Below are 26,280 nucleotides of genomic sequence, written 5' to 3' on the forward strand. Positions count from 1 at the left end.
TCCATAGGAGAAAGCCATGGGCATCGGCAAGTGGGTCAGCACCTCGATGCCGTATCTGGCTCCGCAGGACACCTCCGCAGCCGACGCCTGGCGCAGCGAGGCCGCGGCCCGCGGCGGCACCGGGCGGCAGCGCATCGTCCGGGCCGGGGAGGTGGCCGCGCCCGGCGAGGTCGCGGACGTCTTCGGTCTGGCCGAGGGGGCCGCGGTCGTGGTGCGGCGCCGGGTGATGTACATCGACGAGCTGCCCTGCGAGTCGACCGACACGTACTACCCCGTGGAAATCGCCCGGGGTACACGCCTGGCCGAGGTCGGCAAGATCCCCGGCGGCGCGGTGACGCTGCTCCGCGAGCTCGGCCATCGGGGCGTCCGGGTGCGCGAGGACGTCTCCGCCGAACTGCCCGACGGCGGCACACGGGAGGCTCTGCGGCTCGGCCCCACCGAACCGGTCCTGCGGATCGCCCGCACCACCATGGACTCGTACGACCGGGCCATCCAGTTCGACCTGATGACGATGCCCGCCCGGTTGCAGCGCCTGCGCTACGAGAGCCGGATCGGCTGATCCCGGTCCGGGCCGACCCCGGCGCGTGCGACACCCGCCCCGGCCCGGCAGCATGGCCCCCGTGACACACGCACCCCACGACGAGCCCGAACACCACCCCGAGCACCGGCCGCTGCCCGCCTGGCTGCGGGTCACCCAGGGCGAGACCCGGTGGGCCTCGACCCTCGCCGTGCTCACCGCCGTCGGACTGCAATGGGCGCTGCCCGCGCGGCTGAGCATCCATCCCGAATGGCTGCTGCCCGCCCTGGAGATCGCGCTCATGGTCGCCCTGATCGCGGGCAACCCCGTACGCATCGAGCGCGCCTCACGGCTCTACCGGCTTGCCGGGCTCGTGCTGATCGCGTGCATCAGTGCCGCCAACGGGTGGTCCGCGGTGCGGCTCGTCGTCGGGCTCGTGCGGGGGCAGGAAGGCGCCGATGCCGCCGCCCTGCTGGTGACGGGCGGCGGCATCTGGCTGACCAATGTGATCGTGTTCGCGCTCTGGTACTGGGAGTGGGACCGAGGCGGTCCGGTCGCCCGGATGCAGGCGACCCGCACCTTCCCCGACTTCCTCTTCCCGCAGATGCAGAGCCCCGAACTGGCCCCGCCCCACTGGGAACCGGCCTTCCCGGACTACCTGTACCTGTCGTTCACCAACGCCACCGCGTTCAGCCCGACCGACGTCATGCCGCTCAACCGGTGGGCCAAGATGCTGATGATGCTGCAGTCGGCCGTTTCGCTGCTGACCGTGGTGCTCGTGGTCGCTCGCGCGGTGAACATTCTCAAGTAGGCGGGCGCCCTTCTCAACCGGCCACCGGCGAAGGCGACTTGCCCTCCTCGCGCTGCTCCGGCACAGGCTCATCCCCCGCCGTCAGCATCCGCTCGTCGAACGGCAGCCGGCCCGCCAGGACCTCTCCGACCCGGGCCTTGTCGATCTCCTTCGTCCACGTGCCGACAAGGACACACGCCACCGCGTTGCCCGCGAAGTTGGTCAGGGCCCGCGCCTCGCTCATGAAGCGGTCGATGCCGACGATCAGGCCCACTCCGTCGACCAGTTCGGGGCGGTGCGACTGGAGGCCGCCCGCCAGCGTGGCGAGGCCCGCCCCCGTGACACCCGCCGCACCCTTCGAGGCGATGATCATGAAGAGGAGCAGCGAGATCTGCTCGCTCGCGCCCAGCGGCTTGCCCATCGCGTTCGCGATGAACAGCGAGGACATCGTCAGGTAGATGGCGGTGCCGTCCAGGTTGAACGAGTAGCCCGTCGGCACCGTGATGCCGGCCACCGAGCGGCTGACTCCCAGGTGCTCCATCTTCGCGATGAGCCGCGGCAGCGCCGACTCCGAGGAGGACGTGGAGAGGATCAGCAGGAACTCCCTGGCCAGGTACTTCAGGAGGCTGAAGATGTTCACGCCGGTCATCAGCTTCAGGATCGCGCCAAGCACCAGGAACACGAACAGGGCGCAGGTGACGTAGAAGCCGATCATGATGACCGCCAGGGCCTTCAGGGCGTCCAGGCCGGTCTCGCCGACCACCCCCGCGATCGCGCCGAACGCGCCGACGGGCGCGACCCACATGATCATCGCCAGGATGCGGAAGACGAGGCGCTGGATGTGTTCGATGCCGCGCAGTACGGGCTGTCCCGCCGAGCCGAGCGCCTGGAGGGCGAAGCCCGCGAGCAGGGCGATCAGGAGAGTCTGCAGCACTTGGCCCTCGGTGAAGGCGGACACCATGGTCTTCGGGATGATCCCGAGCAGGAAGTCCGCGGTCGACTCGCTGGCGCCCGCGGCCTGCTTGGCTCCCGCGTGCCGCGCCGCCTCGGTCAGGTGCAGACCGGAGCCGGGCTCCAGGATGTTGCCGACCAGGAGGCCGATGGCGAGCGCCACCGTCGACATGACCAGGAAGTAGCCGAGGGCGAGGCCGCCCACCGCACCCACCTTGGCCGCCTTCCGTACCGAGCCGACGCCGAGCACGATCGTGCAGAAGATGATGGGCGAGATCATCATCTTGATCAGGTTCACGAACCCGGTGCCGATCGGCTTCAGCTCGACGGCGACCCCCGGCGCCGCGAAGCCCACGACGATGCCGAGCACTACCGCGCCGATCACGGCCAGGTAGAGATAGTGGGTGCGTTCCCGGCGGGCGGCTGGCTCTGCCACGGGGGTCCTCCTAGATAGCAGCTGCGGCTGCGGCCATGTCCCGATGGCCGATTCAGCGATCCCCGCGACTATCCAGCACACTGTGACGCCGGTCACCCTTGCGTGCATTTCGTTCATGCAGATCCAGCCAGCACACTTACCGGATGCGTCTCCCAGGACCCCGCTCCCTCGCCGGCCAGCTCTTCGCCATGCAGGTGGTCCTGGTCGCCGCGATCGTGGCGGGGTGCGCGCTCTTCTCGTACGTCACCGACCGGCACCAGGCCGAGGAGACCGCGCGGCGTCAGGCGATCGCGACCGCGACCTCCGTCGCCGCGTCCCCCGCGGTCGTCGAGGCGGCCCGCGCCAAGAACCCCACGCCCGCCCTCCAGCCGTACGCGGAGACGCTGCGCACCACGACCGGCGTGGACTTCGTCGTGGTCATGGCCCCGGACGGGACCCGCTGGACGCATCCCGTACCGGGCGAGATCGGCAAGAAGTACCTCGGCGACACCGCTCCGGCGCTGCGCGGGAAGACGTTCACCGAGACGCACATGGGGGTGCTCGGGCTTTCCGTGCGGGTCGTGGCGCCGGTCACCGACCCGAATGATCATGGCCGGATCACCGCGCTCGTCAGCGCGGGCATCACCGTCGACCGGATCAGCGAGCAGGTGCAGAAGCAGCTGGTGGCGCTGGTCGTCATGGCGTGCGGCGCGCTCGCGCTCGGCGGCCTCGGCACATACGTGATCAACGCGCGCCTGCGCCGCCACACGCACGGCATGAACGCCGCCGAGCTGAGCCGCATGCACGACTACCACCAGGCCACTTTGCACGCCGTGCGCGAGGGGCTGCTCATGCTCGACGGCGAGCGGCGGATCGCGCTGATCAACGACGGCGGGCGCGAGCTGCTCGGGCTCGGCGAGGACGCGGTGGGCCGCCCGGTGGCCGGGCTCGGCCTGCCCGCATCGCTCGCCGGGGCGCTGCTCGCCCCGGAGCCGAGGGTGGACGAGGTGCACATGACGGCCGACCGGATCGTGGTCCTCAACACCCAGCCGGTGTCCTCGGGAGGACGGCGCGGCACCGTGGTGACCCTGCGCGACCACACCGAACTCCAGGCACTCTCGGGCGAGTTGGACTCCGAGCGCGGTTTCACCCAGGCCCTGCGGGCGCAGGCCCACGAGGCCGCGAACCGGCTGCACACGGTGGTCTCACTCATCGAGCTGGGCCGCGTCGAGGACGCCGTCGAGTTCGCGACCGCCGAGCTGGAGCTCGCCCAGGCACTCACCGACCAGGTGGTCACGGCGGTCGGCGAGCCGGTCCTGGCGGCGCTGCTGCTCGGCAAGGCGGCGCAGGCCAACGAGCACGGCGTGGAGCTGGTCCTCACCGAGGGCAGCGCCATCGGCGACGGCCTCCTGCCGGCCACGCTGCCCGCCCGCGACCTGGTCACCGTCCTCGGCAACCTGCTCGACAACGCGGTGGACGCGGCGCAGGGCAGCGCCGCCGCCGAGGTCGCCGTCACGCTCACCACCGAGGACGGGCAGCTCCTGGTGCGGGTCGCGGACAGCGGGCCCGGCATCGACCCGGCCGCCGCCGAGGCCGTGTTCGAGCGGGGGTGGTCGACGAAGAGTCCGGGGCGCGGCCTCGGCCTCGCGCTCGTGCGGCTCACGGCGGCCCGGCACAGCGGCACCATCGCGCTGGCCCAAGGTCCTTACGGAGGCGCCGAGTTCACCGTACGGCTGCCCATAGAGCAGGGAGTGCGCGCATGATCAGGGTGCTGGTCGTCGAGGACGATCCCGTCGCCGCCGAGGCGCACCGGCTCTATGTCGGCCGGGTGCCGGGCTTCACCGCGGTCGCGGTGGCGCACTCGCGGGCCGAGGCGCTGCGCGCCCTGGAGCGGACCGAGGTGGACCTGCTGCTGCTCGATCTGTACCTGCCGGACGGCCACGGCCTCCAGCTCGTACGGTCGCTGAGGGCGGCCGGGCACAGCGCCGATGTCGTCGCGGTGACCTCGGCCCGGGATCTGACGATGGTGCGCGAGGGCGTCTCGCTCGGGGTCGTCCAGTACGTACTGAAGCCGTTCACGTTCCCCACGCTGCGCGACCGGCTCGTGCGGTACGCCGAGTTCCGCGCGACGGCCGGGGAGGCGAGCGGGCAGGAGGAGGTCGACCGGGCGCTCGCCGCGCTGCGCGCCCCGCAGCCGTCCACCCTCCCCAAGGGCCTGAGCGCGCCCACCCTCCAGGCCGTCACGCGGACCCTGCGCGAGGCGCCCGAGGGAGTGACGGCGGCGGAGACCGGCCTGGCGGTCGGCATCTCGCGGATCACCGCACGCCGCTACCTGGAGCACCTGGTCACCACCGGCCGCGCCGAGCGCACCCCGCAGTACGGGCAGATCGGCCGCCCCGAGCTGCAGTACCGCTGGCTCAACTCCTCGTCGGGTCACGGCAGTTGACAAGGCTGTCGGGCGGGGGCGGACGCGGGGTTGACCTTGTCCGCGGGCGCCCTTACGTTCACCGGGCAGCCAAGTGCGGCCGTGGCCATGGCCGCACGCCTGGCCAGAGGAGGTCGTGCCCGTGCGCCCCACCGCCCCCGCCACAGACTCCGCATCCAGAACCCGACACCGGCTCTCCCTGATCCTCGCCGCCGCCCTCGCCGCCGGAGCGCTCGCCGGTTGCGGCAGCGGCTCGGGCAGCGACGCGAACACCGTGCAGATCGCGTACAACCGCTCCACCGACAACAAGATCCGCTTCAAGGACGCGTTCCTGGAGGACGTCAAGAAGCAGTTCGAGCAGGCGCACCCCGGCAAGAAGGTCAAGCTGGTGCCGATCCAGGCCGCCGACAACGACTACGCGGCCAAGGTCCAGCAGATGATGCGCTCCCCGAAGACCGCCCCTGACCTGGTGTACGAGGACACGTTCCGCATCAACTCCGACATCGGCGCGGGCTATCTGCGCCCGCTCGACGACTACCTGTCCCAGTGGGACATGTGGGGCCAGTTCGTCGACACCGCGAAGGCGGCGGCCCGGGCCGAGGACGGCAAGACGTACGGGGTGCCGGACGGCACGGACACCCGGGGCCTGTGGTTCAACAAGGAGATCTTCGCGAAGGCGGGCCTGCCGGCGAACTGGCAGCCCAAGAACTGGGCGGAGGTCCTCGACGCGGCACGCACCGTAAAGCAGAGGGTCCCCGGCGTCATCCCGCTCAACGTCTACACGGGCAAGGCGGCCGGCGAGGCGGCGGCCATGCAGGGCTTCGAGATGCTGCTTTACGGGACCGGCGAGAACCCCCTGTACGACCCGGCGGGCAAGAAGTGGGTGTCGGGCTCGCAGGGCTTCGAGGACGCCCTCGGCTTCGTACGGACGGTGTACGCGGAGAAGCTCGGCCCCGATCCCTCGGACGCCCTCGACCCCAATGTGGGCACGCACCTGGCGACGGACTGGATGCCGAACGGCAAGCTGGCGATCGCCCTCGACGGCTCCTGGCTGGGCCAGAACTGGATCAACAAGGGCCCCAAGGAGTGGCCCGCCTGGTCGACCGTTCTGGGCCAGGCGCCGATGCCGACGCAGAACGGCCAGGCGCCGGGCAAGGTCTCCATGTCGGGCGGCTGGACCTGGGCGATCCCGGCGAAGGCGGGCAACCCCGGCCTCGCCTTCGACTTCGTCAAGACGATGCAGACGAAGGAGAACGCGGTGAAGTGGGACGTGGCGGACGCCCAGATCGCCGTCCGCAAGGACGTCGCGGCCGACCCGACCTATCTGAAGTCCATGCCCGGCATCACCTTCTTCACGGGCCTGGTCCCGTTCACGCACTACCGACCCGCGCTGCCCGTCTATCCGCAGGTGTCGACGGCGATCGGCGAGGCGATGGAGTCGGTGACGACCGGCGGCTCGGCGGCCTCGGCCGCGAAGGCGTACGACGATCAGCTCAGGTCGATTGCGCGGTGAGCCGGTCGAGCGCCCCGGCCGCTGCGGGCAGGCGGCGGACCCGTGCGGTGCGCTGGCTGCCGATCGCGCCCGCGACCCTGCTCCTGCTGCTGTTCCTGGCGGGGCCGATCGGCTACTGCGTGTACATCGCGTTCACGGACATGCAGCTGACCGGCTCGTCGGCGGTCGACTTCGTCGGCTTCGCGAACTTCCGGCGGGCGTTCGCCGACCCCGCGTTCCGCAACGCGGTCTGGCTCACCCTCGTCTTCACCGTCCTGTCCTCCCTGGTCGGCCAGAACACGCTGGGCCTGGCGCTCGCCGCGCTGATGCGGCGGGCCTCGCGCCCGGTACGGACGGTCACCGGGGCGCTGGTGATCACTGCCTGGGTGCTGCCGGAGATCGTGGCGGCCTTCCTCCTGTACGCCTTCTTCCGGCGCGAGGGCACGCTGAACGCGATCCTCGACTGGCTCCATCTGCCCACCCAGAACTGGCTGTTCACGCTGCCGGTCCTCGCGGTGTCGTTCGCGAACGTGTGGCGCGGCACCGCGTTCTCGATGCTGATCTACTCGGCCGCGCTCGCCGAGATCCCGCAGGACATCGAGGAGGCCGCGGAGGTCGACGGGGCGAGCGGGGCGCGCCGGTTCTGGCACATCACGCTGCCGATGATCCGCCGCTCGATCGGCACCAACCTCATGCTCAACACCCTCCAGACCCTCTCCGTGTTCGGCCTGATCTGGGCGATGACCCGCGGCGGCCCGGGCGACCGCAGCCAGACGCTGCCCGTGTTCATGTACGACCAGGCGTTCCTGAAGAGCCTGATCGGCTACGGCACGGCGGTCGCCCTGCTCCTGCTCCTGGTGGGCTCGCTGTTCTCGGTGGTCTACCTGCGGCTGATGAAGGTGGACGTATGAGGGCGGGGGCTGATGGGGGTGGGCGTACGGGGGCGGGAGCTGACGAGGGTGGACGCACAAGGACGGGCCGGGTGCGCCGGCGGACCCGGCAGCGGCTCGCCGCGGACGCGGCCCTGCTCGCACTGGCGGCGGCCTTCGCGGTGCCGCTGCTCTGGCTGCTGCTCGCCTCCGTCGACACCCAGGCCGATCTGCGCGTACGGGTCCCGGGCCCGGCCACCCTGGACAATTTCTCGGCCGTCCTGACCCCGGACATCACCTTCACGCCGATGCTCAACAGCCTTCTGCTGTGCGGGAGTTCCACGGTGCTCACGGTCGCGTGCGCGGCACTCGCGGCGTACCCGCTCTCGCGCTACCGCTCGCGGCTCGCCCGCCCGTACCTCCTGACCATCCTGTTCACGACGTGCCTGCCGATCACGGCGATCATGGTTCCGGTGTACGGGCTCTTCGTGCAGGTGAACCTCATCGACACGATGTACGGCACGGCGCTCTTCCTCGCCACCTCCCAGCTCCCGTTCGCCATCTGGCTGATGAAGAACTTCATGGACGGGGTGCCGATCGCCCTGGAGGAGGCCGCCTGGACGGACGGGGCGTCGATGCCGCAGACGCTGGCGCGGGTGGTGCTGCCGCTGATGGGTCCCGGCGTGACCGTCGTGACGATCTACACCTTCATCATGCTGTGGGGGAACTTCTTCGTCCCCTTCATGCTGCTGCTCTCCCCCGACCGGCTCCCGGCCTCGGTCTCCATCTTCACGTTCTTCGGGAACTACGGCTCGGTGGTCTACGGCCAGCTCGCCGCCTTCTCGATCCTGTACTCGACGCCGGTGCTGCTGCTGTACGTCCTGATCGCGCGGCGGCTCGGAGGAGGTTTCGCGCTGGCCGGCGCGGTGAAGGGTTAGCGTTGCCGAGCACACGCTTACCCAACCCTTAAGTAACCCGGACGCCACCAAAACCGTACTTTCCTACAATTCACCTTCTTTGGTGGAACACACCGTAGGCAGATGTCACTTACCGTCCTACGGTGTGCGCGTGCACCCCACCCCACCCTTCAATGCCCTCGCGGCCCGCCGACTGCGGGAAGCCCTGGGCATGGCCCCCGGCCACGTCGCCTACGGCATGCGCGCCCAGTACGGCCTCGTGATCTCCCCGGACACCGTGATGGCGTGGGAACGGGGGCTCGCGGCGCCCGAGGCGCGGGAGCTGACCGCGCTCGCCGGCGTCCTGTGGTGCTCCCCCGGCGACCTCATGTCGGCCGCCTCGACCCTGCGCGAGCACCGCCTCGCGCGCGGGCTGTCCATCGACGACATGGCCCGCCGCGTCGGGCTCGACGCCGCGGCGTACCGGCGCATGGAGGACGCGGGGCGCTGGCGCGGCAACGAGCGCCAGTCCGCGGCGCTTGCCGATCTGCTCCAGCTGCCCCTGCGCGACTACGTGACGGCCACCGGCCAGAACGCGGACCTCTCGGAGCTCCTGCGCAGCGCGGTCACCACGCGCTGGCAGGCGTACGTCAAGCCGACGGCGAAGCTGCTGCCGCTCTCCAAGCAGCATCTTGAGCAGGTGCTGGGCGCGTTGCACGCGGAGTACCAGGAAAAGATGGTGAGCACGCTGAACTGGGGCTCGGACAGTGACACGGGCGACGCGGGCCGAGCCTTCCTCGACCGCATCGTGGACCGCTTCTGGGAACTCGCCCACAGCTGAGAGCCCCTCGCCTCCGGCTGCGGGTCCGGTGGGGGCGCGGGGAACTGCGCAAACAGCCCCACCGGACCGCACTCGAAAGGACAGCGAGGGTCTCGCACCAAGGGGGCCCGGGGGCCTTCGGCCCCGGCAATCAAGGGCTTAGGTCCCCCGGCCCGAGCGGGGTCAGAAGACCGACTCGGCCTCGTACATCCGGTTGTCCGGGACCGTCTTGAGCGTGGTCACGGCATGGGCCAGCGGGGCCATGACGATGTCCGTACCCCGCAGAGCCGTCATGTTGCCGAAGTCACCGCGGTGCACCGCCTCCACCGCATGCCAGCCGAACCGCGTAGCGAGCACGCGGTCGTACGCGGTCGGCACACCACCGCGCTGGACGTGGCCGAGGATGACCGGGCGGGCCTCCTTGCCCAGGCGTCGCTCCAGCTCGACGGCGAGCCGGTTGCCGATGCCGGCGAAGCGCTCGTGGCCGTACTGGTCGATCTCGCCCTTCTCGTACGGCATCGAGCCCTCGGCGGGGTGCGCGCCCTCGGCGACGCAGATGACGGCGAACTTCTTGCCCCGCGCGAAGCGCTCCTCGACCATCTTGACCAGGTCGTCGACCTCGAAGAGCCGCTCGGGCAGGCAGATGCCGTGGGCGCCGCCGGCCATGCCGGACTCCAGGGCGATCCAGCCCGCGTGCCGGCCCATGACCTCGACCACCATGACGCGCTGGTGGGATTCGGCGGTGGTCTTGAGGCGGTCGATGGCCTCGGTCGCCACACCCACGGCGGTGTCGAAGCCGAAGGTGCGGTCGGTGGCGGAGATGTCGTTGTCGATGGTCTTGGGCACGCCGACGACGGGCATCCCCGCGTCGGACAGCAGGCGGGCCGCGGTCAGCGTGCCCTCGCCGCCGATCGGGATGAGCGCGTCGATGCCGTAACGCTTCGCCAACTCGGCGCAGTTCTCGGACGCTTCGCGCAGCCGGTCCCGCTCCAGGCGGGCCGAGCCGAGAATGGTGCCACCGCGGGCCAGGATGCCGCTCACCGCGTTGAGGTCGAGCGGGCGGAAGTGACCGTCGAGCAGACCCTTGAACCCGTCCTCGAAACCGATGACTTCGTCGCCGTGGCCGACCACGGCTCGGTGCACGACCGACCGGATCACTGCGTTCAGGCCGGGGCAGTCGCCGCCTGCGGTGAGAACTCCGATGCGCATCGTGGTGAATCTCCTGCTTCGCTGGTTCAGGGATGTCACGCCCGAATCCCCCGTAACGTGAGCAATTCAGATTGTCCCACGCACCATGGGCCACCCGCCCATCCAGCTACTCCGACCATGATGGACCGGAGGGTCTTCCGACCCTCCCGCCAGGCCTTTCGTCCGGCGGGCGCCCTATCCATCCGCAGAGGTATTGTCAAGGGGGCAAGACCGCCCTATATGGACAATTTCCTGCAACGCAGAACAGGAGAGCACGCGTGACGCGCAGCGTGTACGTGACCGGGATCGACCGGGGTGACGGCCGCCAGGTCATCGAGCTGGGAGTCATGGAGCTCCTGACCCGTCAGGTGGACCGGGTGGGCGTCTTCCGCCCCCTCGTCCACGACGGACCGGACCGCCTGTTCGACCTGCTCCGCGCCCGCTACCGGCTGGCGCAGGACGCGGCCACGGTGTACGGCATGGACTACCACGAGGCGTCCGCGCTCCAGGCGGAGCAGGGTACCGACGAACTCGTCTCGCGGCTCGTCGACCGCTTCCACAAGGTGGCCCGCGACTACGAGGTCGTCCTGGTCCTCGGCACCGACTTCGCGGACACCCAGCTCCCCGACGAGCTGGCGCTCAACGCCCGGCTCGCCAACGAGTTCGGCGCCTCCGTGATACCGGTGGTCGGCGGCAAGGGCCAGACCGCCGAGTCCGTACGGGCCGAGGCCCGCAACGCCCACCGGGCCTACGACGGGCTCGGCTGCGACGTGCTCGCGATGGTGGTGAACCGGGTCGCCCCGGCCGACCGCCACGAGATCGAGGAGCGCCTGAAGGCCCGCCTTCCCGTGCCCTGCTACGTGCTGCCGGACGAGCCCGCGCTCTCGGCGCCGACCGTCGCCCAGATCGCCGCGGCCCTGGACGGCACGGTGCTGCTCGGCGACGACTCCGGGCTCGCGCGCGACGCCCTCGACTTCGTCTTCGGCGGCGCCATGCTGCCGAACTTCCTCAACGCGCTGACCCCGGGCTGCCTGGTCGTGACCCCGGGCGACCGCGCGGACCTGGTCGTCGGCTCGCTGGCCGCGCACAGCGCCGGTACGCCGCCCATCGCGGGCGTGCTCCTCACCCTCGACGAGCGGCCCGGCGAGGCGATCCTGACGCTCGCCGACCGGCTCGCGCCGGGCACCCCGGTGGTCGCGGTCAGCCACGGATCCTTCCCCACCGCGCAGGAACTCTTCGCCCTGGAAGGGAAGTTGAACGCGGCGACCCCCCGCAAGGCGGAGACCGCGCTCGGCCTCTTCGAGCGGCACGTGGACACCGCCGATCTGCTGCGCCGGGTCTCGGTGGCCCGCAGCGGCCGGGTCACCCCGATGATGTTCGAGCACGAGCTCCTGGAGCAGGCCCGCTCGAACCGCCGCCGGGTCGTGCTGCCCGAGGGCAGCGAGGACCGGGTGCTGCGCGCGGCCGACGTACTCCTTCGCCGGGACGTGTGCGAGCTGACCCTGCTCGGCGACATCGAGGCGATCCGCAAGAAGGCCGCCGACCTCGGCATCGACATCGGCAAGTGCCAGATCATCGACCCGGCGACCTCCGAGCTGCGCCAGGGCTTCGCCGAGCGCTACGCCCAGCTGCGCGCCCACAAGGGCGTCACCGTGGAGCTGGCGTACGACGTGGTCGCGGACGTGAACTACTTCGGCACGCTGATGGTCCAGGAGGGCCTGGCCGACGGCATGGTGTCGGGCTCGGTGCACTCCACCGCCGCGACCATCCGCCCCGCCTTCGAGATCATCAAGACAAGAACAGCCGCGCGTAGCGCGTCAGGCAGGGCGGTGGCGGGAGACGGGAGGGCGAAGCCGGACGCCTCGATCGTCTCGTCCGTCTTCTTCATGTGCCTCGCCGACAAGGTGCTCGTGTACGGCGACTGCGCGGTCAACCCGGACCCGAACGCCGAGCAGCTCGCGGACATCGCGGTGCAGGCGGCCGCCACCGCCGAGCAGTTCGGGGTGGACCCGCGGATCGCGATGCTGTCGTACTCGACGGGCACCTCGGGCTCGGGCGCCGACGTGGACAAGGTGCGCGAGGCGACCAAGCTGGTGCGCGAGGCGCAGCCCGAGCTGAAGATCGAGGGCCCGATCCAGTACGACGCGGCCGTGGAGCCGTCGGTCGCCGCGACCAAGCTGCCGGAGTCGGAGGTGGCCGGGCAGGCCACCGTGCTGATCTTCCCGGACCTCAACACCGGCAACAACACCTACAAGGCCGTGCAGCGCTCGGCCGGCGCCGTGGCCGTGGGCCCGGTGCTCCAGGGTCTGCGCAAGCCGGTCAACGACCTGTCGCGCGGCGCCCTCGTCCAGGACATCGTCAACACCGTCGCCATCACGGCCATCCAGGCCCAGGCGCAGGGGCAGGAGGCCTCCGCATGACCACCGCCAACCAGGGCACCCGCGTCCTCGTGCTCAACTCCGGGTCCTCGTCGGTGAAGTACCAGCTCCTCGACATGGCCGACTCCTCGCGCCTGGCCGTCGGCCTGGTCGAGCGGATCGGCGAGCAGACCTCGCGGCTGAAGCACACCCCGCTGGCCACGGGCGGGGCCTCACGTGAGCAGAACGGCCCGATCGCCGATCACGCGGCCGCGCTCAAGGCGGTCGCCGCGGAGCTGGCGGCGGACGGCCTTGGCCTGGATTCCCCGGAGTTGGCGGCCATCGGCCACCGCGTGGTGCACGGCGGGCTGAAGTTCAGCGCGCCGACCGTGATCACGGACGAGGTGCTCGCGGAGATCGAGCGCCTGGTGCCGGTGGCCCCGCTGCACAACCCGGCGAACATCACCGGCATCCGTACCGCGCAGGCGCTTCGCCCGGACCTGCCGCAGGTCGCCGTCTTCGACACCGCCTTCCACACGACGATGCCGGAGTCCGCGGCCCGGTACGCGATCGACGTGGCGACGGCGGACGAACACCGCATCCGCCGCTACGGCTTCCACGGCACCTCGCACGCGTATGTGTCGCGCGAGACGGCGAAGTTGCTCGGCAAGGCGCCCGAGGACGTGAACGTGATCGTGCTGCACCTGGGCAACGGCGCCTCCGCGTCCGCGGTCCGCGGCGGCCGGTGCGTCGACACCTCGATGGGGCTCACCCCCCTCGAAGGCCTGGTCATGGGCACCCGGTCCGGTGACATCGACCCGGCGGTCACCTTCCATCTCGTGCGCAATGCCGGAATGTCGGTGGACGACGTCGATGCGCTGCTCAACAAGAAGAGCGGCCTGGTGGGCCTGTGCGGCGACAATGACATGCGGGAGATCCGCCGCCGCTGCGACGAGGGCGACGAGAAGGCACAACTCGCCTTCGACATCTACATTCACCGGCTGAAGAAGTACATAGGCGCCTATTACGCCGTGCTCGGCAAGGTCGACGCGATCGCGTTCACGGCGGGTGTCGGCGAGAACGCCGCCCCGGTCCGCGAGGCCGCGGTCACCGGTCTGGAGGAGCTGGGCCTGGCGGTGGACGGCGAGCTCAACGCCGTACGCTCCGAAAGCCCGCGGCTGATCTCACCCGAGTACGCCCGGGTCGCGGTGGCCGTGGTGCCGACGGACGAGGAGCTGGAAATCGCCCGGCAGACGTATGACCTGGTGACGCCGGCGCTGAATTCCTGAGCGGATTTCCGGTTTGCCTGGACGACACCTGAGCGTCATCCCGCCCATTTGTACATTCCACCAGACGGAATATTCCCTAGCGAAACAAACCGATAGGATCCGCCTTATGCGCCGTTCCAAAATCGTCTGCACACTGGGCCCCGCCGTCGACTCTCACGAGCAGCTCGTCGCTCTGATCGAGGCCGGCATGAGCGTGGCCCGCTTCAACTTCAGCCACGGCTCCCAGGCCGAGCACCAGGCCCGTTACGACCGGGTCCGCAAGGCCGCCGAGGAGACGGGCCGCGCGGTGGGCGTGCTCGCCGACCTCCAGGGCCCCAAGATCCGCCTCGCGAAGTTCGCCGAGGGTCCGGTCGAATTGGTCCGGGGTGACGAGTTCACCATCACCGCCGAGGACGTCCCGGGCGACAAGTCGATCTGCGGCACCACCTACAAGGGCCTGCCGGGCGACGTCGCCAAGGGCGACCCGATCCTGATCAACGACGGCAACGTCGAGCTCAAGGTCGTCGCGGTCGACGGCCCCCGGGTGAAGACCATCGTCATCGAGGGCGGTGTCATCTCCGACCACAAGGGCATCAACCTGCCCGGTGCGGCGGTCAACGTCCCGGCGCTGTCCGAGAAGGACATCGAGGACCTGCGGTTCGCCCTGCGGATGGGCTGCGACCTGGTCGCGCTCTCCTTCGTGCGCGACGCCGACGACGTCAAGGACGTCCACAAGGTCATGGACGAGGTCGGCCGCCGCGTGCCGGTCATCGCCAAGGTCGAGAAGCCGCAGGCGGTCGCCAACATGGAAGGCGTCGTCGCCGCCTTCGACGGTGTGATGGTGGCCCGTGGCGACCTCGCGGTCGAGTACCCCCTGGAGAAGGTCCCGATGGTGCAGAAGCGCCTCGTGGAGCTGTGCCGCCGCAACGCCAAGCCGGTGATCGTCGCGACCCAGATGATGGAGTCGATGATCACCAACTCGCGGCCGACCCGCGCCGAGGCGTCCGACGTCGCCAACGCGATCCTGGACGGCGCGGACGCGGTCATGCTGTCCGCCGAGTCCTCGGTCGGCGCGTACCCGATCGAGACGGTCAAGACGATGTCGAAGATCGTCGAGGCGGCCGAGGAGGAGCTCCTGTCCAAGGGCCTCCAGCCGCTGGTGCCGGGCAAGAAGCCGCGCACGCAGGGCGGTTCGGTGGCCCGAGCCGCCTGCGAGATCGCGGACTTCCTCAACGGCAAGGCGCTGGTCGCGTTCACCAAGTCCGGCGACACGGCCCGCCGTCTGTCCCGCTACCGCGCGGCCCAGCCGATCCTGGCCTTCACCACGGACGCCAGCACCCGCAACCAGCTGGCGCTGAGCTGGGGCGTCGAGTCCTTCGTCGTCCCGCACGTGGACAACACCGACGCGATGGTCGACCTGGTCGACGCCGAGCTGCTCAAGCTCAACCGCTACAACGAGGGCGACACCATGGTCATCACGGCCGGTTCGCCCCCCGGCATCCCCGGCACCACCAACATGGTCCGGGTGCACCACCTGGGCGGCGGCGAGAAGGAATAGCCGTCGGCCGTACGTCCTCGGAGGGCGGCATCCCGTTGCGTACGGGTGCCGCCCTCCGGCGCATCCGGGGACCGGACGGGATGGCACGCTTGTCCGTTCCATGAACAAGGCGTGGCAAATTCCACGGGCGGACGAGTCAATTCCGTGACACCTCCTGGGGTACGTTCACATTCATGCGTCTTCCCATATCGCCGCAGGTCCGACGCGCACTCGTGGCGCTCACCGCCACCGCGGTCACCGCGGGCACCGCCGTCGGCCCGGCCGTGGCGAGCGGTCACCCCGCGAAGCCGCCCAAGTCGGCGACGCCGGGGGCACCCGGCGGCGAGGCGAAGAAGGAGCCGCCTGCGGGCATGTCGCAGGCGGGCGGCGCGCAGTTGGGCAAGCCCGGCGATCAAGTGGGCGCGGGCGCACCGGCCTTGCCCCCGGGACTCTCCGCGCTCTCCTGGGTCGTGGCGGACGCCGACACCGGCCAGGTGCTCGCGGCGCGGAACGCGCACTGGCCGCTCCCCCCGGCCAGCACCCTGAAGATGCTCTTCGCGGACACCGTGCTGCCCGGCGTTCCGCACGACGCGAGCCGCAAGGTCGGCGACGAGGACCTCAAGGGCATGGGCGACGGCAGCAGCGCGGTCGGCATCGTGCCCGGCCAGACGTACAAGGCGCCCGATCTGTGGCGCGGGGTGTTCCTGCGCTCGGGCAACGACGCGGTGCACGTGCTCGCGGCGATGAACGGCGGCGTCGACAAGACCGTCGCCGACATGCAGAAGAAGGCCGAGAGCCTCGGCGCCAAGGACACCCACGTACTGAGCCCGGACGGCTACGACGCGCCCGGCCAGGTGTCCTCGGCGTACGACCTGGCCCTGTTCCTGCGCTCGGGCCTGAAGAACAAGGACTTCAAGGAGTACTGCGGCACGGCCTCGGCCGAGTTCCCCGGCGGCCCCAACACCAAGGGCAAGCCGTTCGGGATCTCCAACACCAACCGCCTGCTGTCCGGCATCGAGGGCGTCTCCAAGTACCCCGGTCTGATCGGCGGCAAGAACGGCTACACCACGAACGCGGGCAACACCCTGGCCGAGGCGGCCCAGCGGGACGGCCACACGCTGGTGGTGACGGTGATGAACCCCCAGGAGAACAAGCGCGACAAGGTCTACACCGAGATGCGCCAGCTGCTGGACTGGGGCTTCACCGCGGTCGGCAGGGCCACCCCGGTCGGCACCCTCGACCCGGCCGCGCCGCCCGCCTCAGGCGACGGCAAGGCAGGCGCCGCGACGGGCGCCGCGGCCGGCTCGTCCGACTCGGGCCTGGGCACGCTCGGCTGGACCGGCATCGGCGCGGCGGTGGTCGTGGCGGGCGGCGCGGGCGTCCTCGTACTGACCCGCCGCAAGAAGGCGAAGTCCCAGACCGGCGCGGTGATCTGAGCCGGGGTACCGGCACCCAGAACGGAATGCCGAGGACCGCGACCTGGGCTGCCCGTACACGGGCTCGCCCCCCGCATCCGGCGAGAGCTTCCCGCGCGGCGGGGCACTGTGCCCGCCGGCCCGGTGCGTCTCGATGACGAACCCGTCGGGCCGGGTCACCGGATCCCGTACGAGGTAGGACGTGGGGACGGGCAGCGAGACGATGGCAAGCACATCAGGTCGCCTCAACTGGCTCGCCTGATCAGGCAGTTGGGCCAGAGCCCACTCCGCGGATCGCAGGTATACGGAAGCGCTTCCTCGTCCCCCTCCCCACACCGACCAGGGTGGTGACGGGCTCCGCGCGGGCGAGTCGCGAGGCGAGGGCGGGGATCTGCCCGGGGATCCCGGCGCCGACCAGGACGTGGTCGACCCCGTCGAGGATCGCGCCGAACAGGGCGGGCGAGGTGGCGAGCGGGATCTTCGCGAGGCAGTTGACCCCGACGGGCCCGTCGTGCCGCTCCTTGGCGAGCCAGGCCTCGACGAACTTGCCGAGCACAGCGAGGAGTTCGGCGATCTCGTCCCGGTCGGCCCGCAGCCGGGCCGTGGCCCGCATCCGCTCGCCGGAGGCGATCCCGCCCTCGACGAAGTACCGGTCGAGCACGTACGCGACCGCCTCGGGCACGGGGAAGGGAGCGAGCGCCCGCCGCATGTGCCCGCCGGGGTCGCCGAGCTGGAGCCTGCGCGCGAGCACGGCATCGAGCGCGGTCCCGGACACCACCCGTTCCTGCTCCCGCGTGTCTCCCCCTCCGGATCCCCGGCCACCCCGCCGAAGGTTCCCAACTTGGAGTGCCGGGAGGCTTCGGCTCCCGCGAGGAATTGGGCCCGGCCGAGGGTCGGGTGGCCGCTTGCCGTCCCCGGATGGGGTCAGGAACAAACTGCCGCCGTCACGGCCTTCTATGGGCACGCATCCTCAACCGAGGTGCCACAGCGCATAACCGGCAATCACGAGGACCAACCCGGCAACGGCGAGGACAGCACCGAGGAGGCGGTGATACCAAGGCCGGGCCCACATCGTCCCCGAGGACACCCCGCCAAGCTGCACGGCATGCCGCTGCCGAATTTCCTCGGCCCGCCGCACCGTAATCCCTCGTACATTGAACGCCCAACTCACCCCACACCACAGCGCGGCGATCCCGCCGACCACAAGAATCCCGATGCCCACGGACGACGACCCGTTTCCCCCCAGGGAAAGGGTGGCTCCCTGGATCACGACGCCCCCCTGTCGCCGTCGGCACCCCAAACAGCGTCCAAATCCTCACATCGGACAGTGATCGCCGCATCGGTCAATGCGATTTCATGGATACATCCGCCATTGTCCGGGAGGATTTCATCGAGCAGGACAGTATCCGCCTGCATCCAGTCGACCGAATGCTCGTAGTCGATCGAGAAGTGAGAAACCTTCGCGTACCGAATACTAAGACCCGCTTCATGCTTCCACTGATTGCCGGTGAATTCGAGGGTGAGCGTGCCGCTCTTGTCCGTCGCCACATGGATGCCAGCCAGTTCCAGATCCTTCACACAACGGCTGCTCCCCATGCTGTAGTGCCCGGCGTCGGACGCGAACGCCCTGGCACCTGGAGGCAACTCCTCCTGGATCCGGGGCAACTCGGCCAAGTAGGCAGTCGAATCCAGAAAGAAACCATTCAGTTCGGGATCCCAATCAGCCTTCACGAATTTCATTTGCATCCTTCTGCTGCGAGGCGAGGCCTCTGCCATTTATCTCCACTGATGTCCTCGGTGCCCTTCGGCCCGATTCGACCGGTCTTTCTCAGAGTGTCGATGGCTCGCCCCTTGAGCGCATTCTCCACACTGGCCGGCACCTGGACATCTGCCGCCGTCGTACCGTGCTTGTTGAACCATCCGTCGCTGCCGAAAATACCGACCTCGCGACCCGATTTATCGTATACGTGGACTTCGAAATCAGTTCCCTTCGTGCCCTCCTGCCACATGTCCAACCGGCCGCGGTATCCCGCCCCGAGGTCCAGAGGATCCTTCGGACCCCGTGCAGCAAGTCCGAGCGGGTCGCTCCAACCGAGCGGGTCCGCCACATAGGCATGGTGATTGGGGGCCGGCTCCAAACCGAGCGGATCCGGGCTGGCGTACCGAGCGGTTTCGGGGTCGTAATACCTGAAATAGTTGTAGCTCAGGCCCGTTTCAGGGTCGTCGAACTGCCCGGGAAAGCGCAGGGGGCAGTCGATCTCAGCCGCATCCGCAGGAGACGGAATATGCGTTCCCCACACACTCGTGCGGCGCTGCCAGGACAGCCCACCCTCAGGCGACACCAATTCAGCCGGAGTGCCGACAGCGTCGGTAATGATCGCGTGGAATCGGGTCGCACAGCCCACCGACGAGTCATCGGCCAGCGTCGAGAGAAAGGACACTCCTGCCTCTCGGACTGTCGGCTTGTGGTCGGTCTGGGTGAGAGGGCGGTGAGTGCCCGGCTCATAGTCCCAGGTGGTGAACCTGCCGTCGGGCGTGCTCTGTTCGGCGAGCCGAGTGTCGTCCCAGGCGAACTGCGTGCGCTCGACGGTCGAGCCGTCCTCTGCCACCCGGTGCTTCGAGATGCGGCGTCCGAGAGGGTCGTACATGTACCGCCAACGTGCGCCGCCGGGCGTGAAGGCCTCCGTCATGCGGTCCTCGGCGTTCCAGGCGTACGTCCAGGTCCGCTGCTGTCCGTTGAGGAGCTTGCGGGTCCTGCGGATCAGGCGGCCCTGTGCGTCATGCTCGTACGTCGTGCGGCCGGCCCGGCGTATGAGGGTGCCGTCGAACTCACGGCCGCCGGCGGACTCGTGGGCGGGAGCTGTTGCGTGCGACAGGTTGCCCATCGTGTCGTACGCGTACGTCTCGGCCCATCCATGGGCCCGGACGCCTGTGACTCGCCCCATGGCGTCCACGTCGAGCTTCCGGGTTCCCGCGGTGAGTTCGCGGATCTCGGTCAGGTAGCCGTCCGCACGGTAGGTGTACGCACGGTGTTGGAGGAGACGGTCGGCCTCGACGCCTCCCGTCTGCAGCGACTGGACTGTGAGCCGGTCGGTCGCATCCCAGGTCTGGTGGAGGACCACATCGCCGCCTATGCGGCGTTCGTTCTCGCGTCCCGAGGGGTCGTAAGCAAAAGACAACTCGCCGTGCTTCGAGTGCAGTTGCGCGGGGCGTCCAGCGGCATCGTAGGTCCACTCGGACACCAAGCCCGAGGGGGTGACTCGGCGGACCCGCCGCCCCAGCGGGTCATATGCGAAAGCCGTCGTTCGGCCGTTGACGGTCTCGGTGAGTTCACGGCCGAGCGCATCGCGCCGGGTGACTACATCGGCGTCCGCGTTGACCGCGCGGACGAGCTCACCCGTCGCGTCGTACTCGTACGAGGTCACCTCGCCCGCGTCCGACCGCTGCTCCGTGACGCGTCCCATCGCGTCCCGGCTGAACCGCAGCGCCTCCCCCGCCCCGTTCGTGCGGGACACCAGGGCTCCCGCCGCATCGTGCGCGTAGGACAAGCTGCGGCCGTTGAAATCCCTCTCGGCGACCAGCCGACCCGCCTCGTCATAGGTGTACGACCAGGTCAGGCCCTGCGGGTTCGTCACTTCGGTCAGGCGGAGCTCGGTGTCGTAGGCGAAGGCGTAGGTCGTGCCGTCGGGGTCGGTGCGGGTAGCCGGTACGTCGAAGGGGCCCACCTCGTGGCTGGTCAGGTTACCCACTGCGTCGGTGTGGGTGAGGAGGTTGCCTTCGCCGTCCCACGTCCACGACTCCCGGCTGCCGTCGGCGTGTTCGTACCACTCCGGCTTGCCCTCGACCGTCCAGCCCATTCGGACCACGTGGCCCATCGGGTCGGTAGCCTCCACGACCCGGCCCCAGGCGTCACGGCGCACGGCTGTAGTGTGGCCCAGCTCGTCGGTCACCGACAGCGGGAGTCCGGCCGCGTTCGGTATGACCGTCCGGGTGTGGCCAAGGGCATCGGTCACGGCGACCAGATGCCCGGACTCGTCGTAGGTGCAACGGGTTTCGGCGCCGAGCGGGTCCGTCGTCGTGAGCAGGTTTCCGGCGGTGTCATACGTGTGGCGCCAAGTGGCGCCCCCTGGGTCGACGACCTCGACCGGCTTTCCGTAGGCGTTGTAGGAGGCCTGCGCGACAGACCGGTCGGGCAGGGTGAGTCCGATGAGGGCGCCGGACTCGTCGTAGACGTAACGCGTGGTCCGTCCCAGCGCGTCCGTGATCGTCAGCGGCTTGTCGCCGCGCTCGTCCCAGTCGGTGCGGGTGGTGTGGCCGAGCGGGCTGGTCTCCTCGACGACCAGGCCCTCCGCGTTGTAGCGGTGGGTCGAGCGGCGGCCCAAAGAGTCCGTGTAGGTCGTGGTACGGGCAGTCTCGTCGTACGTCAGCGAGCCCGACAGAATGCCGTCAACACCCTCGGTGCGCACGACTCGGCCGCGTTGGTCGTAGACGTACGAGAACCAAGTCCCGTTGCGATCCGTCCATTTGGTGATCCGGCCTTGGTCGTCGTACGCGTACTTCAGCGGCTCGCCCGAAGAGTTGATTACCTCGGTGAGGTTGCCCCCCTCGTCGTAGCCGTAGGTCATCACCACCGTTCCGGCATCCGACAGCACGTCCCGTACCTCGTAGGCGGACGGCGCTTCGTCCAAGAGGCGCAGGGCCGTGATGCGGCGACCACGCGTGTCCACGGCGAGGTAGTAGCCTCCGCCGTGGCGCAGGCCGACGGGTATGCCCTCCCCGGAGCGTTCGATGTCGATGCGCGCGCCGTTACGGTCTTCCCAGCTGTCCACCGGCAGCCGGAAGACTCCGAAGGTGTCGGTGGGCAGCGGTGTGCCGAAGCTGCGGACCACCCCTGTGTCGGGGTCGGTCACCGTCATGACACCGTCGGGCTTGCCGTCCCATTCCAGCGGCCAGCGGGCGCCCTTGGCCGGCAGCACGGGCTCGGCCGCCTTCGGCACCGGGTACACCAGGCGCATACCGTCGGCGGCGGCGAACACCACTCCCTCGCCGTCGATCTGAAGGCACTCATCGAGGCTTGATATCCACGTCGGGCCGAAGCACGTACCCGCTCGGTACGAGGACAGGTGGGTGCGAGTGAAGACAAGGGGCAGCGCGCCGGGCAGGCTCAGGTCGGTCTGGGTCATCAGCATCGCGCCGGTGGCGACGTCGATGGGCTCGCCGACGCACGGGGTGCGGTCTGCCTGCCGGGCTGCGGGCCCCAGTTCGACCAGGTCGGGACGGAGTGAAGGCGGGCGCAGCATGAAGGGGGTGGGGTTGCTGAAGGCTCCCTCGACTCCGGCCTTCAGGACGCCGCTGCCCGCGCCGAGCGCGCCGCCGTAGACCGTGCCATCCTTGGCGGCCTGGTTGATCTCGTCCAGGCTCAGTCCCTTCTGCTGGCCCGTGGCGATCTTCAGGGGCTGGGCGACCGCGAGGTCGACGGTGACCGATTCGATTCCACCGAAGGCGGCGGCCACCAGGGTCCCTGCCGCGATTTCGGCGACGGTGGCGGAGACCGCGACACCAAGAGTGCTGCCGAGTTCGATGATGGCATCGGCGGCAGCGGCCGCTGCCCCCGAGGCCAGGCCCGCAGTGAGGAAGGCCACGGCGACGCCGCCCGCGATCACGGCCGCATCGATCCCGATCTGAATCCAGAGCTTGTGGATGGCGTGATCGACGGCGTCGGCGAACGCGTCCAGCGCCTCCGCCATCTTGCGAGCCGACTTGGCGAGGTCGCTCAGCCACCCCGCGTTGCCGTCCTTGGCGTACCGACCCCAGAAGATCTCAAACGCATCGATCGCCTCACCCTTGTTGTTGTGGATGAGAGCGGACGCCGCGTTGTTCACAGGCGTCCGTACGTCGTCGACCGCGTCGGCGAAGGTGCGCCAGGCGTCGGCGGCGTGCCGCAGGGTGCCGGAATTGGCGTCCGGCCACCACATCCCCAGCTTGAGCAGGATCTTCTTGGCCTCGTCCTCGACACTCACTCGGAATCATCGCCGTCCGTGGCGTCGACCGGCTTCTTGATCTTCGTGAAGATCCCTGCGATCAACTGGTCGTTGTCCACGTGTCCGTCGGACATGTCGACCATCGCCTCATGGATGCTGACCAGGCCCAGCACCAGGGTGCCCGCCGCCCGCTCGATGACCTTCTGTTGGGGCGCGTACGCGTCGTGGAACGCCTTGCCCTGGTCGTCGTCGCCCCACGGCGCGCCGAATCCGTCCAGGGCGTGAACGAGGTTGGTCAGCGCCGTGCTCAGGTTCGTGGCCTGCTCATGGAAGACCGGCGCGGTGAGTTTCACATCCGCGATCTTGATGTCCAGAACCTTGCCGTCGTCGCCCATCGGCACTCCCCGCTTTCCCCGCTGCCCGCCCGAACCTTCCCGACCCTAGGAGCGAGAGGTAAAGGGAACCCCAATCAATCTCCACGTGGAGGCAATGGACCGGCTGGGCGAACGATGACACAGCCGTGGCCCGCGCCCCCAAGGGGTGCGGGCCACGGCTCAACTGCGGCTCCCGGATGGGTATGTGGGGTGGCCAGGGCTACGACGGGTTGCCGTTCGTGACGTAGTTGTGGAGGCCCGGGACGGTCAGGGTGCCGCCGAACTGGCCTGCCTGGCGGACCGTCACATTGGTGAAGAAGGCGAACGGGACGTTCAGCGGCGGCGGGGTGGCCGGGCTGAAGGTGATCGGGATGAGGCCGAAGAGGTTGCCCTTCAGCTCCTCCGTGTACATCGTCACCGTGCCGTTGCGGATCGTCGAGGTCGAGCCGGAGCGGGCCACGACGTGGGCGGTGGTGGGCGAGCCGCCCACCTCGGGCCCGTAGACCTGCTGGTCCAGGTCCTTGATGTCCACGGAGGAGGCCGTGAACTTGAGGACCTTCTTGGTGGTGTCGCCGGCCTTGACCTCGACGATGCCCTCGTAGTTCAGACCGCTCAGGGTGAGCATCGAGCTCTTGAGGATCCAGGGCTGGGTCGGCAGCGTCGGGACGCCGCTGTCCTGCTTGGCCGCGGCGAGCGCCTTCGGGTCGGCGGTCGGGCACGGGAAGGGGGGCTTGGCGCCGTCGGGGATCGCGGTGTCCTTCTTGGGGTCCAACCCCTTTGCCGCGTCCGGGAGTTCGGCGACCTTCTGGCCCGCCTCGTCGGCCGCCTTCTTGATCGCGTCCGCCGTCTTGTCGACCGGCTTGTCGGCCGGCTTGGTCCCGGTGGTGGCGGGCTTGGACGCCTTCGTCGACGGCTTGGGCGCGGCCGTGCTCGCCGAGGGCTTCGGCGCGGGCGCCGCCGTCGACGTGCTCTGCGTGGGCGTCGGGCTCGGCGTGCTGTGAATGCCGAACAGACCCTTGAGCGCGTCACCCAGGCCCAGCGGGTCCAGCGGGTTGGTCGTCTGGGCGGGCGGCGGGGTCACGGCGGACTTCGCCGGAGCGTCGGCCGTGGACGGCTTGGTGGCGGGCTGGGCCGGCTTCAGGAGCTTGTCGACGGTGTCCGAGGCCGAACCCGATGCCGTCGGCGTGGGCGTCTTCGGCTTCGACGCCTCGTCGTCCGGCTTCGACCCGTCCGGCTTCGACGACGCCGACGGGCTCGGCGACGCCTTGCCCGACGCGCTGCTGGACGGGCTCGGCGAGCCCGAGGGGCTGTCCGAGCGGGTCACACAGGGGCCGGGGGCGAACGGGATGTTCGTCTTGTCGTCGGCCATCGCGAGCTTGGGCGTGAGGCTCATGCCGACCAGGACGGCCGTGGGCATGGCGGCGAGCGCCATCGCCTTGCCCGCGGGCATCTGCCACTTGGTCAGGAGCGACTTCCTCGGGGCCGCGTGGCGCGGCCCTCTTCTTTCCCGCGGGTCGCCGCCTCCGGTCGAGTCCAGCTGCGTCTCGTCACCCCGCACTGTTCCTCCCGCCGTTGGCGTCAACTGTCGTACCGGTCGCGGCGGTTCCCGGCTGTGCTTCACTCGGGCCGGGCACGGTCTCGTCGCCCGCGGAGGGCGCGGGGCCCTCGGGCGCCGCACCGGCGGCCGGCACGGCCCGCCCCTTGGCCTTGCTGGGCACCCACGCCACGGAGAGCGCACCGCCGAGCATCGCGAGCAGGAAGCCGATGACAAAGCCGCCGATATTGGCCACGGGCAGGGAGATCAGCGCGAGCAGAATGGCCGCGACACCCGCGAACGTCCGCACCACACTGTGGAACCACATCGTGAGACCGAGCGTGACCAGCAGCACGCCGATGATCAGCGAGCCCGCACCGGCGGTCGTGGACATGGCCAGCGTGATGTTGCCGAGGTGCATGTTGGCGTACGGGAAGTACGCGATCGGCACGCCGCCCGCCATGGTGAACAGGCCCGCCCAGAACGGGCGGCTGCCCCGCCAGGCCCGGAAACGGAGCCGCCAGTATCGGAAGTCGCGGGAACCCGTGGTCTCGGCGCTCATGGAAAACAGCTCCCTGGAACCGCTGTTGCTGTGAAAAAGGAGAGGGTCCCGGCGGCCGGGGAGTGCGTGGGGCACCCCCGGCCGTCAGGCGGAGTGCTTAGTAGCACTCCTTGCTGCCCTGGTAGAGCCGCAGGCTCAGACCGCTGAGCTTGAAGGTGCCGGCGGTGGTCGCCCACGCCTTCTGCTTCACGCCCGTGAGCGTCGCGGTTTCCGCGCGCTGCGCGAATCCGTACGGGTTCACCTGGGGCTTGGCGTTCGGCTGGATGCCCGTCTTGTTGGACGGGTCTCCGGCGGCCACGCCGATGTCGATGTTCTTGAACTCGGCGTCGGTGTCGAGCTCGGCGACATCGAGGTAGAGGTTCGTCGCCTCGACGGGCTTGTCGGCCTGCGTACCGGCGTTCAGCTGCAGCGTGATGCTGCCGAAGAACGGCACGTCCGGGGTGACGACCGACTGGCACATGTTGCTGATCGTCGCGTCACTGAAGCCGGACACCACGACGGGGTGCGCGGCGTCATTGCCCTTCAGGTCCTTGCCGGTCGCGATCGATCCGTACTGGATCAGGTTGTGACCGACGAGCTTGTCCGCGCGGACCTTGAACTCCTGGCCGGACACGCTGAACGACGCGGCGAGCGCACCCTGTGCCAGGCCGACGCCTATCGCGGCCGTGGCGGCCACGCTCGGCACCATGACCAGCGCGAACCGCTTCCATCTGGTCCCGCCACGTACTTGGGACTCCATGACTTTCCTCCTTCTCGGACGTACATCTCCGGGACGGACCCTCAAGGGCTGTCACGGGATGGGAGAAGTGCTACGTCCTCGGGAAGGGGAGCGCACGGGAGGTCGACCGCGTACGACTCGCGCACTTCGTCCGACACCGGCGATCACCCC

At 69.6% G+C, this 26,280-nt stretch carries 22 protein-coding genes; 12 read left to right on the forward strand and 10 right to left on the reverse strand.

From position 1 onward, the window contains the following. Positions 1-16: 16 nt before the first annotated feature. Both ABD346_RS20395 and ABD346_RS20400 read left to right on the forward strand, forming a co-directional pair. On the forward strand, positions 17-559 hold the full coding sequence (locus ABD346_RS20395) for a GntR family transcriptional regulator (RefSeq protein WP_344376649.1): 543 nt from the start codon (positions 17-19) through the stop codon (positions 557-559). A 61-nt stretch (positions 560-620) separates the two neighbouring features. Then, positions 621-1,328: a hypothetical protein gene (locus tag ABD346_RS20400; protein WP_344376652.1), complete on the forward strand. Its 708-nt coding sequence runs from the start codon at positions 621-623 to the stop codon at positions 1,326-1,328. 13 nt (positions 1,329-1,341) lie between these two features. On the opposite strand, the gene ABD346_RS20405 is transcribed toward ABD346_RS20400, so the two are convergent. Next, on the reverse strand, positions 1,342-2,694 hold the full coding sequence (locus ABD346_RS20405) for a cation:dicarboxylate symporter family transporter (protein WP_344376653.1): 1,353 nt from the start codon (positions 2,692-2,694) through the stop codon (positions 1,342-1,344). A gap of 143 nt (positions 2,695-2,837) precedes the next feature. Here ABD346_RS20405 and ABD346_RS20410 point away from each other — a divergent pair, with 143 nt between their 5' ends. From ABD346_RS20410 to ABD346_RS20435, 6 genes are all read left to right on the forward strand, one after another. Further along, entirely contained in the window at positions 2,838-4,436 is a 1,599-nt protein-coding gene (locus ABD346_RS20410; RefSeq protein WP_344376655.1) for a sensor histidine kinase, read from the forward strand. After that, positions 4,433-5,119 (forward strand): response regulator, encoded by a 687-nt coding sequence (locus ABD346_RS20415; RefSeq protein WP_344376656.1) that lies wholly within the window; start codon positions 4,433-4,435, stop codon positions 5,117-5,119. Before ABD346_RS20410 ends, ABD346_RS20415 begins: the two co-directional genes overlap by 4 nt. A 115-nt stretch (positions 5,120-5,234) precedes the next feature. Next, a complete protein-coding gene (locus ABD346_RS20420; protein ID WP_381229115.1) occupies positions 5,235-6,611 on the forward strand; it encodes an extracellular solute-binding protein in 1,377 nt (458 codons plus the stop codon). Continuing rightward, the gene (locus ABD346_RS20425; RefSeq protein WP_344376659.1) at positions 6,608-7,501 is read left to right on the forward strand and encodes a carbohydrate ABC transporter permease; all 894 of its coding nucleotides are present in this window, start codon (positions 6,608-6,610) and stop codon (positions 7,499-7,501) included. The genes ABD346_RS20420 and ABD346_RS20425 overlap by 4 nt, the downstream gene beginning before the upstream one ends. Continuing rightward, positions 7,498-8,397 carry a carbohydrate ABC transporter permease gene (locus ABD346_RS20430; protein WP_381229112.1) on the forward strand — a complete coding sequence of 300 codons (900 nt, stop codon included), beginning with the start codon at positions 7,498-7,500 and terminating at the stop codon, positions 8,395-8,397. Before ABD346_RS20425 ends, ABD346_RS20430 begins: the two co-directional genes overlap by 4 nt. Before the next feature lie 130 nt (positions 8,398-8,527). Further along, positions 8,528-9,196 (forward strand): helix-turn-helix domain-containing protein, encoded by a 669-nt coding sequence (locus ABD346_RS20435; protein WP_381229109.1) that lies wholly within the window; start codon positions 8,528-8,530, stop codon positions 9,194-9,196. A gap of 162 nt (positions 9,197-9,358) precedes the next feature. Here the strand turns inward: ABD346_RS20435 and ABD346_RS20440 are convergent, their stop codons facing one another. Further along, a complete protein-coding gene (locus tag ABD346_RS20440) occupies positions 9,359-10,384 on the reverse strand; it encodes an ATP-dependent 6-phosphofructokinase (protein WP_344376662.1) in 1,026 nt (341 codons plus the stop codon). A 257-nt stretch (positions 10,385-10,641) separates the two neighbouring features. Between ABD346_RS20440 and pta the strand changes: the two genes are divergently transcribed. The 4 genes from pta to ABD346_RS20460 all read left to right on the forward strand — a co-directional run bounded on the left by pta (position 10,642) and on the right by ABD346_RS20460 (position 16,961). After that, positions 10,642-12,783: a phosphate acetyltransferase gene (gene pta / locus ABD346_RS20445; RefSeq protein WP_344376664.1), complete on the forward strand. Its 2,142-nt coding sequence runs from the start codon at positions 10,642-10,644 to the stop codon at positions 12,781-12,783. After that, the gene (locus ABD346_RS20450; protein ID WP_344376665.1) at positions 12,780-14,009 is read left to right on the forward strand and encodes an acetate kinase; all 1,230 of its coding nucleotides are present in this window, start codon (positions 12,780-12,782) and stop codon (positions 14,007-14,009) included. Before pta ends, ABD346_RS20450 begins: the two co-directional genes overlap by 4 nt. Before the next feature lie 106 nt (positions 14,010-14,115). Next, positions 14,116-15,546: a pyruvate kinase gene (gene pyk / locus ABD346_RS20455; protein WP_344376666.1), complete on the forward strand. Its 1,431-nt coding sequence runs from the start codon at positions 14,116-14,118 to the stop codon at positions 15,544-15,546. A gap of 173 nt (positions 15,547-15,719) precedes the next feature. After that, on the forward strand, positions 15,720-16,961 hold the full coding sequence (locus tag ABD346_RS20460; protein ID WP_344376667.1) for a D-alanyl-D-alanine carboxypeptidase family protein: 1,242 nt from the start codon (positions 15,720-15,722) through the stop codon (positions 16,959-16,961). Between the two features lie 241 nt (positions 16,962-17,202). Here the strand turns inward: ABD346_RS20460 and ABD346_RS20465 are convergent, their stop codons facing one another. The 8 genes from ABD346_RS20465 to ABD346_RS20500 all read right to left on the reverse strand — a co-directional run bounded on the left by ABD346_RS20465 (position 17,203) and on the right by ABD346_RS20500 (position 26,130). Further along, on the reverse strand, positions 17,203-17,715 hold the full coding sequence (locus tag ABD346_RS20465; protein ID WP_344376668.1) for a hypothetical protein: 513 nt from the start codon (positions 17,713-17,715) through the stop codon (positions 17,203-17,205). Between the two features lie 195 nt (positions 17,716-17,910). Then, positions 17,911-18,210 carry a hypothetical protein gene (locus ABD346_RS20470; protein ID WP_344376669.1) on the reverse strand — a complete coding sequence of 100 codons (300 nt, stop codon included), beginning with the start codon at positions 18,208-18,210 and terminating at the stop codon, positions 17,911-17,913. Further along, positions 18,207-18,680 (reverse strand): hypothetical protein, encoded by a 474-nt coding sequence (locus ABD346_RS20475; RefSeq protein ID WP_344376670.1) that lies wholly within the window; start codon positions 18,678-18,680, stop codon positions 18,207-18,209. Before ABD346_RS20475 ends, ABD346_RS20470 begins: the two co-directional genes overlap by 4 nt. Further along, positions 18,677-22,960, reverse strand: coding sequence for a DUF6531 domain-containing protein (locus ABD346_RS20480; RefSeq protein ID WP_344376671.1), 4,284 nt, complete (start codon positions 22,958-22,960; stop codon positions 18,677-18,679). Before ABD346_RS20480 ends, ABD346_RS20475 begins: the two co-directional genes overlap by 4 nt. Then, the gene (locus ABD346_RS20485) at positions 22,957-23,316 is read right to left on the reverse strand and encodes a hypothetical protein (protein ID WP_344376672.1); all 360 of its coding nucleotides are present in this window, start codon (positions 23,314-23,316) and stop codon (positions 22,957-22,959) included. Before ABD346_RS20485 ends, ABD346_RS20480 begins: the two co-directional genes overlap by 4 nt. A 199-nt stretch (positions 23,317-23,515) precedes the next feature. After that, a complete protein-coding gene (locus ABD346_RS20490) occupies positions 23,516-24,853 on the reverse strand; it encodes a hypothetical protein (protein ID WP_344376673.1) in 1,338 nt (445 codons plus the stop codon). Then, the gene (locus ABD346_RS20495) at positions 24,843-25,391 is read right to left on the reverse strand and encodes a DUF6114 domain-containing protein (RefSeq protein WP_344376674.1); all 549 of its coding nucleotides are present in this window, start codon (positions 25,389-25,391) and stop codon (positions 24,843-24,845) included. Before ABD346_RS20495 ends, ABD346_RS20490 begins: the two co-directional genes overlap by 11 nt. Positions 25,392-25,488: 97 nt before the next feature. Further along, entirely contained in the window at positions 25,489-26,130 is a 642-nt protein-coding gene (locus ABD346_RS20500; protein WP_344376675.1) for a DUF6230 family protein, read from the reverse strand. Positions 26,131-26,280 lie beyond the last annotated feature (150 nt).

It is taken from the genome of Streptomyces mauvecolor, assembly GCF_039532965.1.
Classification (GTDB): Bacteria; Actinomycetota; Actinomycetes; order Streptomycetales; family Streptomycetaceae; genus Streptomyces; species Streptomyces violascens.